The sequence below is a fragment of the Paludibaculum fermentans genome (assembly GCF_015277775.1).
GTDB classification, from domain to species: domain Bacteria; phylum Acidobacteriota; class Terriglobia; order Bryobacterales; family Bryobacteraceae; genus Paludibaculum; species Paludibaculum fermentans.
This window is the reverse complement of sequence record NZ_CP063849.1, coordinates 657071-669432: the sequence shown is the minus strand read 5'-3', so window position 1 is coordinate 669432 and position 12362 is coordinate 657071. Positions and strand designations below refer to the sequence as shown.

Sequence of the window (12362 nt, the reverse complement as noted above, 5' to 3'; positions counted from 1 at the left end):
CCCATGGCAAAGTTCTTCATCGGCCGGCCCATCGTGGCCATGGTGATCTCCATCCTCATGGTGATCATCGGCACCGTCGCCTTGTTCAGCCTGCCCACCGGGCAGTTCCCTGAAATCGTTCCGCCGGAAATCAACATCACGGCCATCTACCCCGGCGCCGACGCCAAGACGCTGGAACAGTCGGTCACCACACCGCTGGAACAGCAGATCAGCGGCGTCGACAACATGGAGTACATGAGCTCGACTTCCGCCAACAACGGAACGGCGACGATCACTGTCAACTTCGACATCAAGACGGATCCCAACGTCGACCAGGTGCTGACCCAGCTCCGCACTTCGCAGGCCGCCTCCCAGTTGCCTGTGGAAGTGAACACCACCGGACTCACGGTGCAGAAGTCGCTGGCGTCGCCCCTGATGTTCGTCAGCCTCTACTCGCCCAAGAACAGCTACGACGACATCTTCCTGTCGAACTACGCCTACATCAACCTCGTCGACGAATTGACGCGCGTGAAAGGCGTAGCCCGCGTCCAAACTTTCGGCGGCGGCCAGTACGCCATGCGTATCTGGATCAAACCCGATCAGCTCGCCAAGCTGAACGTGACCGTGCCCGACATCCTTTCCGCGATCCAGGGCCAGAATCGCGTGAACCCGGCCGGCAAGCTCGGCGGCCGTCCTGCCCCCAAGGGCCAGGAGTTCACCTACACCGTGATGGCGCAGGGCCGCTTCAATACGCCCGAGGAGTTCGGCGGCATCATCGTCCGCTCGAATCCCGACGGCTCCACCCTGCGGTTGAAGGACGTCGCCCGCATTGAGATGGGCGCCCAGACCTACGACATCATCAGCCGATTCAATGGCCGGGCCACCGCCGGCATGGCCATCTACCAATTGCCTGGCTCCAACGCGGTCGAAACCGCCAAGAACGTCACCGCCCACCTGCACCAGCTCGAGAAGCGCTTCCCCAAGGACCTCGCGCTCGACATGACCCTCGACACCACCAAGGTCGTCACCCAGGGCATGAAGGAGATCGCCATCACGCTCTTTGAGGCGCTGGTGCTGGTCGTGCTCGTCGTCTACTTATTCCTGCAGGGCTGGCGCGCGACCCTCATCCCACTGCTGGCCGTGCCCGTTTCGCTGGTCGGCACCTTCATGCTCTTCCCGCTGCTGGGCTTCTCGGTGAACACGCTGTCGCTCTTTGGACTCGTGCTCGCCATCGGACTCGTCGTCGACGATGCCATCGTCGTGGTCGAGGCCGTCGAACACCACATTGAAGAGGGCATGTCGCCGCGCGACGCCTCGCTCAAAGCCATGGAGGAAGTGTCAGGACCCGTCATCGCCATCGCGCTGATCCTGGCCGCCGTGTTCATCCCCACGGCCTTCATCCCGGGCATCACCGGCCGCCTCTACCAGCAGTTCGCCGTCACCATCGCCATCTCGGTGATCATCTCGGCCTTCAACGCACTCTCGCTCAGCCCCGCGCTCTGCGCGCTGTTGCTGAGGCACAAAGAGCCCTCGCGTGGCCCCCTGGCCCGCTTCTTCGACTGGTTCAACCGCTTCTTCAAGACCGGCACGGACCGCTATATCAGCATCAGCACGTCGATGATCCGCAAGTCGGCACTGAGCCTCGGCTTCCTCGTTGTCGTCACCATCCTGGGCGTGGGCCTCGGCGGCCGACTGCCCAGTTCGTTCCTGCCGAACGAGGATCAGGGCTACCTGCTGGTTGCCATGCGGCTGCCCGACGCCGCTTCACTGGAACGGACGGACGACGCAGCCCGCAAGATCGAGCAGCGCGTCATGAAGATCCCTGGCGTCGCCAGCGTCTTCTCCGTCGTCGGCTTCGACCTGCTCAGCGGCATTCAGAACACCTACAACGGCATCTTCTGGGTCACGCTGAAGGACTGGAGCGAGCGTAAGGCCGCCAACGAACAGTTCGAAGTCATCCAGGCCAACCTGGCCGGAGCCATCTCCCAGGTGCCCGATGCCTTCGCCTTCCCCATCACGCCGCCCGCCATTCCCGGCGTCGGCAACTCCGGCGGCTTCACGTTCATCCTGGAAGACCGCTCCGGCGGCAGCACCGAAGACTTCGCCAAGAACGTCTTCAAGTTCGTCGGCGCGGCCTCCAAGCGCAAGGAACTCGTGGGCATCAACTCCACCTTCCTGCCCAGCGTGCCGCAGCTTTACGCCAACGTCGATCGCGAGAAGACAGCGCGCCAGGGTGTTGCCATCAACGACGTCTACAACACGATGCAGACGTTCCTGGGCGGCTATCTCGTGAACTACTTCAACCGCTTCGGGCGCCAGTGGCAGGTCTACCTGGCCGCCGAAGGCGACTATCGCACCAAGCCCGAAGACATCGGCCAGTTCTACGTCCGGAACAACGCCAAGACCATGGTCCCACTCAGCGCGGTCACCACCATGGAACGCCGCACCGGACCAGAGTTCAACTTCCGCTACAACGAATACCGCGCGACGCAGATCTTCGGCGGCGCCGCGCCCGGCTACAGCTCGGGCCAGGCCATGGAAGCCTTGGAAGAGGTCTTCGCCCAGACAATGCCCTCCACCATGGCGTTCGACTACACGGGCATGTCTTATCAGGAGAAGAAGGCGTCCGAGGGCATCCCCCCGTCGGCCATCTACGGCATGTCCATCTTCTTCGTATTCCTGATCCTCGCGGCGCAGTATGAAAGCTGGTCGCTGCCGTTCAGCGTCCTGCTCGTTACGCCCGTGGCCGTCCTGGGCGCTTACCTCTCGCTCTGGCTGCGCGGCTATGAGAACAACGTCTACGCCCAGATCGGCCTGGTCATGCTGATCGGCATCTCCGCCAAGAACGCGATTCTGATCGTGGAGTTCGCCAGGGCCGAGTACTCGAAAGGCCGCTCCGCCATGGACGCGGCCATCATCGCCGCACGCCTTCGCCTGCGTCCCATCCTGATGACGGCTTTCGCCTTCATCCTGGGCTGCGTCCCGCTCTGGACCGCCTCCGGCTCCGGAGCCATCTCGCGCCGCATCCTCGGCACCGTGGTCATCGGCGGCATGCTCGCCGCCACCACCATCGCCATCTTCCTCATCCCCGTCACCTATGTGGTGGTGGAGAACATCGCCGCCAAGTTCGGCAAGGCCAAAGCGCCTGCCCAACTCGAAGGCGAAGGAGAACCCGCATGAGGTATCACGCCCTCATTCCCGCCTTCCTCGCCTCCGCCAGCCTGATCCAGGCCGGCGGCATCGGCCCGAAGTACAAACGGCCGGACGTGCCCGTGCCCGGCGCCTATCGCGGAGCCACCACCGACACGGCCACCGCCGAATCACTGGGCGACGCCAAGTGGTTCACCCTGTTCCAGGACCCCGAACTCCAGGGCCTCATCCGCACCGCCCTGGAGCAAAACCTCGACATCCGCATCGCCGCCGCCCGCGTGGCGCAAGCCCAGGCGCAGGCCGGCGGAACGCGCGCCGAGCAGTTCCCCAACATCAGCGCCACCGGCTCAGCCTCGCGCCAGAAAAGCGCCAGCACGCCTTTCTTTCCCGGCTTCGAATCGAACATGAGCCAACTGGGCCTCTCGTCCATCTGGCAGCTCGACTTCTGGGGCCGCTACCGCAAGGCCAACGAGGCAGCCCGCGCCACACTCGCCGCCAGCGACTGGGGCCGCAAGGCGGTCATCTCCTCGCTGGTCGCCAACCTGGCCTCGGCCTACTTCCAACTGCGTGAACTCGATCTCGAACTCGACATCGCCAAACGCACGCTGGCCGCCCGCCAGGAATCGCTCAAACTCACCCAGACCCTGGAGCACAATGGAGCCACCTCCATGCTCGATGTCCGCCAGGCTGAGAAGCTCGTGGAAACCGCGGCCCGCCGCATCCCCGATCTCGAACTGAACATCGCCCGGCAGGAGAACCTCATCAGCGTCCTGCTGGGCAACAATCCCGGACCCATTACCCGCGGCCAGCCGCTGCTCGCCATGCAGCTCTCGCCGACCGTGCCCGAAGGTCTGCCGTCGACGCTGCTGGAGCGCCGCCCCGACATTCGCCAGGCCGAGATGCGCCTCGTCGCGGCGAACGCGCAGGTCGGCGTCGCCAAGTCGATGTACTTCCCGCAGATCTCGCTCACCGGTTCCGCCGGTTGGCAGGCCTACTCGATGACCGGCCTGTTCGACTCCAAAGTCTACAACGTCGGAGCCAACATGACCGCGCCCATCTTCGACTTCGGCCGCATCCGCTCCGGCGTCCGCCTGAGTGAAGCGCAGAAGGAGGAGATGGTCCTCACCTACCGCCAATCGGTCCAGCAGGCATTCCGCGAAGTGTCGGACTCGTTGGTGGCCGTGCAGAAGAACCGCGAGTACCGTGAACGCCAGGCAGCCCTCACCAACTCAGCCAGCGAAGCCGCCAAGCTCGCCGACATCCGCTATAAGGGAGGAGCCAGCAGCTACCTCGAGGTCCTCTCCAGCCAGACCGATCTGTTCGACGCCGAGATCGGGCTGGCCCAGGCGCAGCTCAACGAGCGGGTCGCCGTGGTTCAGTTGTACAACGCGCTCGGCGGCGGCTGGCAGCCGTAAGCCTTCCCTGCCCGATGGCGAACAGAAAGAGAGGCCGCCCTACCCAGGGTGGCCTTTCCCGTTTCCGGCATCCGAAACCACATCGCCCTACGGCGCGTCAGCAGTTGATGACCTGCCCGGCTCGCTGGCTATACTGAGGGCAGTCAGATCGGACAGCCGGTTCTTTCTCTCGGAACCGGCCCGTCATGCGGATCGGAGTGCGGGTGGATACGATTGCCGCGGTTGGGTTGCAATCGGGATGCCGCCGTTGGAACGTAGTGTGTTCTCTCGCCAGATGTCTGAAACAGTTCTTACCTACGCCTTTACACTGATCGTGATTCTTGTTCCGCTGGCCGTCTATCTCACGCGCCAGAAGAGCAAAGCCCGGAAAGCGCGCGAGGCCATCCAGCGCGGCGAGCTCTACTCCGAGGGCCCCAAAGCCCAACACCCCCACATCGACACCACCTATTGCATCGGCTGCCAGTCGTGCACAACCGTCTGCCCGGAGGGCGACGTGCTGGCCATGCTGGGCGGCAAGGCGGTGATCGTCAATGGGTACAAGTGCATCGGCCACGGCCTTTGCGCCGACGCCTGCCCAGTGGGCGCCATTACGATGGTGATGGCCAAGCCGGCCATGGGCGCGGACATGCCGTTCATTACCGCGGAGTACGAAACCAGCGTCACCGGCCTCTTCATCGCCGGCGAACTGGGCGGACTCGCGCTGATCAAGAATGCCGTCAACCAGGGCCGCGATTGCGTCGAAACCATCACCCGCCGCCTGGAGTCCTCAACAACACCGAAGCCCGAAAATGTTCTCGACGTCCTCATCGTCGGCGCTGGCCCCGCCGGCATCAGTGCTTCGCTCAAGGCCATCGAGAACAAGCTGAAATACATCACCATCGAACGCGACGAGATCGGCGGCACCGTCTCCAAGTACCCTCGCCAGAAGCTCGTCATGACGAGCCCTGTCCAATTCCCCATGTACGGCAAGTTCACCAAAACGGAGTTGTCGAAGGAGAACCTGCTGGAATTCTGGCATCAGGTCCTGGGCCGGTCCGACTTCAACGTGCGTACCTCAGAATCCGTGGAAGGCATCACGAAACGCGAAGACGGCGTGTTCGAGGTCACCACCGGCCAGGCGCGGTACCTGGCGCTCCACGTGATCCTGGCGCTGGGCCGCTCCGGCACTCCTCGCAAGCTGGGCGTGAAGGGCGAGGATCTGCCGAAGGTCATGTACCGGTTGATCGAGGCCGATCACTACATCAACAAACGGATCCTGGTCGTCGGCGGAGGCGATAGCGCCATCGAGGCCGCCATGGGCCTCGGCCACCAGTCGGGCAATGAGGTGACGCTCTCCTACCGCAAGGACAGCTTCAGCCGCATCAAGGAGCGCAATGCGCAGCGCCTGCAGGAGTGCATTCGCAAGAAGCTGGTGCAGGTCGTCTTCAACTCCGCGCCCGTGGAATTCACGCCTGATTCTGTCGTCCTGGAAGTGAACGGCGAAAGGCGGGTCTTAGCCAACGACTACGTATGGGTCTTCGCCGGAGGCACTCCGCCCACTGCCTTCCTGAAGCAGGCAGGCGTCGCCTTCGGCCACAAGGACATCACCCTCGAAGCGAGCCTGGAGGCCAATCAGCAGCGGGCCACCGCGCAGGGCGCCCGCCCGTAACCCGCCTCGCTCATTCCGGAAGCCGGCGCGGTCCATCCTCCCGCAGGGTGCCCGGCTGCAGGCGAAGCCGTCGAGAACACCCCCGGCTCGCAGATCGATGGAGCCCTTCGCGGCAGGCCGGATCCAACCAGGCTGCCTCATCGCAACCCCGGTTCGATGGCACGCCCATGCCTCCGGCCACCCGGGCCGTCCTCCGCGCCGAGCGTTCTCTACGCGGCATCCTGCAGGCCCTTGCGCCTCACCGGCATGTCGTCGAAATCGGCCTCTTCCACTTCGCCCCGGTCCTCAAACCGCTCCTGGCATCGTATGCAGCGGGACGCCCAGGGCACGGCGCGCAGCCGGTTCGGCGCAATGTCATCGTCGCAATCGGAGCAGATCCCGTAGCTTCCATCCGCCAGCCGGTCCAGCGCGATACGAATCTCAGCCAGCTTGGCCGATGCGCGGTCCGCCGTTTCAATGGCCAGTTCCCGATCGGCCGCCTGCTGGATCTCATCCAGCGGATCCGCAACCGGTTCGATGGCCAGATCCCGGCTGCGCACGATCCGTTCCAGTTCGCGCGCCCGCGCCATGAGGATCTCTTTAGGCCGGAGAGTCTCCAGTGTCTTCATCGCAGCATCCTTCTCCACTGAAACTGCCGTGGATCATCTCTGATTTGTCCCCATACTAGGGTGCCTGGGCGGTCTCGAACTATCCTGTCTTCACAGTATTTTGGACCCCTGGCTTCCCGGGATCTTCCTACCCCGTACGCACCGTCAGTTCATGCGCGCACGCCGGGCAGGCACGAGATTCACGGTGATTTCGTCCGGACGCAGCCACTCCACGGAAACCGCGGGAGGCAGGTTCACAACGTCGCTTGGATGCGCCAGCCGCGTACCGCCCAGCCCCCCCCTGCTCAAGTCGAACCGCACAGTCATCTGGTCCGGGCGCAAAGCCTCCACAGCCCAGCGCGGACCCCGCACCCGCATCTCTAACTGGGTCGCCGACGGCTTCGAGACATCCATGCCGGCAGGCGGATTCGTGAACTCCACGGGCACCTGCAAATCCTTGATCGCCGTACCCGAGGAAACCAGGGTGAGAGCCCACACCAGGGCCGTCATGGAAAGTGCGGCGAGCTTCTGTTTCATGTGCCCGAACAGTAGCCTGCGCACACTTGGCCCCGGCCCGGCGGCCTCGGGCTGGCCACCCTGACTGAGGAAGTCCACCAACTCACGTTCCACTGCGGCGTGCCGCCAACTCGCGCGATGCACCAGCGTCACATCGCCGCGCTCCTCTGAAACCACCACCACCTTGGCATCACACCGTTCACTGATGCCGAGCGCGGCCCGATGGCGCGTCCCGAACTGCGCCGGCAGATCCGTCCGTTGCGTCAGCGGCAGCAGAACACCGGCGCGCGTAATGCGGTCCAACTCGATGACGACGCCGCCATCGTGAATCGGGGAACTCTTCTGAAACACCGCCTGCAGCAGTGCGGAGGAGGGCGTGGCTCCGATCTCCACCCCGCCTCCGGCCAACTCCCGGATGGAGTGTTGCCGCACGACAATCAGCAGGGCTCCGGTTTTCTCGCGGGCCAGGGCAAACACCGCCTCGGTGACGGCGCGGCAGGCGTCCGCCGGGTCGTCGCGGCTCGACGGCCGCCGGAACCAGCCTTCGGTCCGCATCACCAGGTGCCGCAGCTCCGGCTGGAAGATGGTCACCAGGAAGAGCACGGCCGTGAATCCGAACGCTTCCAGTACCCAGGCGGCCAGCGGCAGATCCATTCTCGAAGCCAGGGCCGACAGCCCGAACATCGCACTGATCGCCAGCAGCATCACGCGCAGCCTGTTCTCGGCGGTCCAGCGGAGAAACAGATAGATTACAACTGCCAGGATTGCGAGATCGGCCATCGGCTGCCATCGATGCATTCAGGCAATCCTCTCAAGGCGTCGCGTTGCCTTCCCGGTTAGTTCGGAAACACCAGTTTCAACTTCGTTCCACCGAGATCGATGCCGACCATCCTTTCGGAATTGCCGGCCTCCCTGGAGATTCTCACCTCGGTGCGATCGAACTTCCTGCTCTCCGTGGTGACCTCCACCTCCGCCTTCGCCGCCTGTTTCGCATTCTCGTCGAGGAACACCGCGGTCTTGTCCTCAAGCCGCATCCGGTAGGAGCCCGGCTTCAATTCCGCCGAGCCGACCACGACCTTCTCCGGAACATTGACGTGGTAGGTCTTGGCGCCGGCATTGGCCAGCCCGGCACACAATCCCGATATCGCAAGCACCATCAGTACTCTTCTCATATCGTTCTGCCTCCAATCTGGATAGCCGCATCAAGAACACACGACGGCCCTTCGGGCCGATCTGCCCGGTGAGGTCGCCTCCATGCGGCGTTGAATCTGTACTTCGGTTTCCGGCACCCAGTGTGCCGGCGCGCAACTCGACGGCGCCGTCCCTGCTCCATTCCGGCAGTTGGGCGGAGCCCTCCATAACTGCTTTCAGACTACGCCGGCCACGTCCCAGCCGACATCCTGTGCGCGCGGTATTTACGCTGCGGCGCGAGTGGTACTCGACACTGGGCCGGTCTACGGTGATTTGGATTACATTCTGCTACCCTGTCGGTGTGGATCAGGGCAACCGGCTCAAGGCCTGTGCCGGATTCAGGACAGTTCTGGGGCTTCCGAGGATGGACGGAATTCGGGTGGAATTCTCGGCTAGGGTGTGGCATCGCCCAGGCAAGGCGTCGCGCTTTGGCCGCTGGAGAGAGGCGGGTCAATCATGTGCACTTCTGACGGTTTCCCATTGACCACACTGAATGCCTCGGCCCTCAGCCATGCCACGCGCGTTCTCGCCCTGGAATCCAACCCCTTCCATGGGGGGAAGCCGCCATGCAGGTAGGCAAGGGCCTCGACGCGGCCCAGGCGGTTCGCGACTCCAACCCCACGCAGAGCCGCGATATCCTGCTTCAGATCATTGAGGGCATCTCGGAAGGCGTCTACTTCGTCAACGCCAACGCCGTCATCACCTACTGGAACAAGGGAGCCGAGGAGCTTACCGGCTATAAGCGCCAGGACGTGATGGGCCGCGAGTGCCACTTCCTGCAATACTGCGGCCCCAATGTGCGCAAATTCGGCATTGAGGAGATCCCGGTCATTGCGACCATCCGCTCCGGCCAGCCTCGCAGTACAACGGTGTTTCTCCTCCATGAAGTCGGCCATCGCGTGCCTGTCTGGATCACCTGCACGCCCATCTTCGACGAAAAACAGCAGTGCATCGGCGCCGTCGAGGTCTTCGACCGCAGCAGCAACAGCCCGGTCCGCCAACGCCGCCGCCGCGATTTCAATGACGCTCAGTTCATCCAGGCCGACACCGGAGTCCGGAACCGCGTGCTCACCAAGGTCCGCATCGACGACGCCATCGAGTTCTCCAAGGTCAAGCGGCGCCTCACGGGCCTCATCTATGTAGACATTGATGGGTTGAATCAGATCACGCTGCAGTTGGGCCCCGACGGCGGCAACCGTGTTCTGCGCATGGTGGCCCAGACTATGGATAACTGCCTTCGCGTCACTGACTTCGTAGGCCACTGGGAGGACGACCATTTCGTCGTCATCGTCGACATCAAGCAGCCCGCGGACCTTGAACTGGTTGCTACCCGCCTGAAGGATCTCATTGAAAAATCAGGTTTTAGCTGGTGGGGTAGGGCTATTAACGTGACGGCCTCCATGGGCGCCACACTCGTCCGTGGCGAAGATACCTCCAGCGCCGTCATCCTCCGCGCCCGCGGCCTGGCCGCAAAGTCGGTCGCCGGCGGCGGAAACCTGATCCGCCTGGGCTAGCCGCCCGTCAAAAAATTCTCAAACTTTTCTCAAACTGAGCCACTCCCTGTCGACAAGGCACACAAGGAACCTCAGGACACCATGAATTTATTGAACTGGCGCAAGGAGATGTCGCTCGGTATTGAAGACATCGACCGGCAGCACTACATGTTCTTTGAGATCCTCGGGCGCCTCCACGAAGCAGCCGTTTTTGAATCCCACATCAGCGTTCTCAAAGGGCTGGCTGGCGATCTCTGCTGCTATGCCTCACTGCTGTTCCGCGGTGAGGAAAACTTCATCGCCTTGACGCAGGATCCCAATGGCCGCAGCCACTTGATGGAACATGCCGAGTTCCAGCACCGCGTCGCCATCCTGGAAGACGTGAAGATTCTGTCCGACCGGACGAAGGTGCGCGACATCACCGAAGAATTGGGCGACTGGCTGGAATCGCACATCAGCGGCTTCGATCACTCCCTGGCCCTGCGTGTCAGGCCTGCACAGGAACGAGTCACCATCATGCGCCCCGCCCATACGATGGAGCTGCCTCGCCTGTGCGAGTCCGTTGCTTCCTAGCGGCGCACTCACTCTTCCAGTTTTGCGTTCTCGCGGCGGTACAGGCCGGCCAGATAACTCTCACCGGCCACAATCTCGCCTTCCCTCAGGCTCTCCAAGCGCCACGATTCCAGAGACTTCGATCGCAGCGTCTCCAGCAGCTTCTCGTCGCTCCGCGCTTTCTGGTGACGCTTGCGCGCGGCTTCAATTTCCCTGTCCACTGCAGTGATGTGTCCGAGGATGGTCTGCTCCTGCCGCTTCGACGCCTGAATGTAGTCATGCAGCAGTTGCAGTACGCCACCAGAGACTCCATCGGTGCGACCGGTCTTTTCCGCCTCAGCCCGCTGCGCCCGGACCTCGTTCAAAAACGCCACCAGGCGAACCCGTCGAGCCAGCAACTGTTGCAGTTCCGCCTCGCGTTGCCGCGTTTGCGTCTCCCGGTATCGCAGCACCGATTCCAGGCGGAATGAGAACTTCTTCATGCGCGCCTCAGAGCGTCGCCGCCAGCGCGGTCAGGCGTTTCAATGTCTCATCTTCGCGCGCCCGCGCATCCGGCTTCTGCTTCAGGAAAGACAGAATCTCTTCCCGCCGCGCAATCGAGGTGTCCAGCTTCGCGTTCACCCCGCTGACGTGCGCACCCAGCAGGATCAGATCCTCCGATCGCCGGTATACCGCCAACGACTCTTTCACCTTCTGCGCCGCGGCCAGGTGCTCCTGCGTCGAAATCTCCGTCGCCAACCGGCTCACCGACTGCAGGACATCGATCGCCGGGTAGTGGCCGGAAGCCGCCATCTCACGGGAAAGAATGATGTGTCCGTCCAGAATGCCGCGCACCGCATCGCAGATCGGCTCGTTGAAATCGTCACCTTCCACCAGCACGGTGAAGAAGCCGGTAATCGAGCCGCGATCAAAGTTGCCTACTCGTTCCAGAATCCGCGGAAGCAGCGCAAAGACCGACGGCGTGTAGCCGCGCTGGCTGGGCGGTTCGCCCGCCGCCAGGCCGATCTCGCGCTGGGCCATGGCCAGGCGCGTCACGGAATCCATGATCAGCAGGACCTTCGCCCCCTGATCCCGGAAATACTCCGCCACCGTCAAAGCCAAGTACGCCGCACGGATCCGCACCGGGGCCGGCTGGTCACCTGTCGCAGCCACCACCACTGAGCGTTTGCGGGCATCCCCCCGCAGTTCATGCTCGAGAAACGCCTTCACTTCGCGATTGCGCTCGCCCACCATCGCGATCACGGTCACATCGGCCGAATTGTCGCGTGACATCACACCCAGCAGCGTGCTCTTCCCCACGCCGCTGCCGCCGAAGATGCCCATGCGCTGCCCTTCCCCGCATGGCAGCAAGCCATCAATGGCGCGCACGCCGGTGGTGACTCGTCGGGTGATCATCGCCCGTTGCAGCGGATTCGGGGGAGGCGCGTACAGATTGTAGTGATCTTCGGCTTCAATGCTCGGCCCGCCGTCGATCGGCCGTCCCAACCCGTCCAGAACCCGGCCCAACAGGCCCGGCCCGACGTGCAGCAGCGATTGTCCGCTGCGCGCCACAATCCGGTCACCCGGCCGCAAACCCGTCGGCTCCTCCAGGGGCATCGATAGCACCGCGCCCTCGCGGAAGCCGATCACCTGAGTCAAGAATGAACGGCCAGAGGAGGTGTGAATACAGCAGAAGTCGCCCACCGCCGTGGCCGGTCCGCGCGATTCCACCAGCAAGCCGGTCATGCGCGTGACGGTACCATTCCAGCAGCGAGGCTCAATCGAGTCCAGGTGACTCAGGTATCGATCCGCGCTAAACCGCTCCGGCAGATGGCGTTCCGCAACCATGGTT

General features: G+C 63.3%; 10 protein-coding genes. 5 read left to right on the top strand and 5 right to left on the bottom strand.

Annotation, left to right across the window (positions count from 1 at the left end; all coding sequences use genetic code 11):
- Positions 1 to 3 precede the first annotated feature (3 nt).
- From IRI77_RS02695 to IRI77_RS02685, 3 genes are all read left to right on the top strand, one after another.
- Positions 4 to 3159 (top strand): efflux RND transporter permease subunit, encoded by a 3156-nt coding sequence (locus IRI77_RS02695; protein ID WP_194450551.1) that lies wholly within the window; start codon positions 4 to 6, stop codon positions 3157 to 3159.
- Positions 3156 to 4544: an efflux transporter outer membrane subunit gene (locus IRI77_RS02690; protein WP_194450550.1), complete on the top strand. Its 1389-nt coding sequence runs from the start codon at positions 3156 to 3158 to the stop codon at positions 4542 to 4544. Before IRI77_RS02695 ends, IRI77_RS02690 begins: the two co-directional genes overlap by 4 nt.
- 274 nt (positions 4545 to 4818) lie before the next feature.
- Complete coding sequence (locus IRI77_RS02685) at positions 4819 to 6192, top strand: NAD(P)-binding domain-containing protein (RefSeq protein ID WP_194450549.1); 1374 nt, start codon at positions 4819 to 4821, stop codon at positions 6190 to 6192.
- A 209-nt stretch (positions 6193 to 6401) separates the two neighbouring features.
- On the opposite strand, the gene IRI77_RS02680 is transcribed toward IRI77_RS02685, so the two are convergent.
- From IRI77_RS02680 to IRI77_RS02670, 3 genes are all read right to left on the bottom strand, one after another.
- A complete protein-coding gene (locus IRI77_RS02680; protein WP_194450548.1) occupies positions 6402 to 6800 on the bottom strand; it encodes a TraR/DksA family transcriptional regulator in 399 nt (132 codons plus the stop codon).
- A 144-nt stretch (positions 6801 to 6944) separates the two neighbouring features.
- Complete coding sequence (locus IRI77_RS02675; RefSeq protein WP_194450547.1) at positions 6945 to 8093, bottom strand: diadenylate cyclase; 1149 nt, start codon at positions 8091 to 8093, stop codon at positions 6945 to 6947.
- A 38-nt stretch (positions 8094 to 8131) separates the two neighbouring features.
- On the bottom strand, positions 8132 to 8467 hold the full coding sequence (locus tag IRI77_RS02670) for a hypothetical protein (protein WP_194450546.1): 336 nt from the start codon (positions 8465 to 8467) through the stop codon (positions 8132 to 8134).
- A 585-nt stretch (positions 8468 to 9052) separates the two neighbouring features.
- Here IRI77_RS02670 and IRI77_RS02665 point away from each other — a divergent pair.
- Entirely contained in the window at positions 9053 to 10000 is a 948-nt protein-coding gene (locus IRI77_RS02665) for a GGDEF domain-containing protein (RefSeq protein WP_194450545.1), read from the top strand.
- A gap of 81 nt (positions 10001 to 10081) precedes the next feature.
- Entirely contained in the window at positions 10082 to 10552 is a 471-nt protein-coding gene (locus IRI77_RS02660) for a bacteriohemerythrin (protein WP_194450544.1), read from the top strand.
- Positions 10553 to 10560: 8 nt separating this feature from the next.
- On the opposite strand, the gene IRI77_RS02655 is transcribed toward IRI77_RS02660, so the two are convergent.
- Complete coding sequence (locus IRI77_RS02655) at positions 10561 to 11013, bottom strand: flagellar export protein FliJ (RefSeq protein WP_194450543.1); 453 nt, start codon at positions 11011 to 11013, stop codon at positions 10561 to 10563.
- Between the two features lie 7 nt (positions 11014 to 11020).
- Positions 11021 to 12358, bottom strand: coding sequence for a FliI/YscN family ATPase (locus IRI77_RS02650; RefSeq protein ID WP_194450542.1), 1338 nt, complete (start codon positions 12356 to 12358; stop codon positions 11021 to 11023).
- Positions 12359 to 12362: the final 4 nt, after the last annotated feature.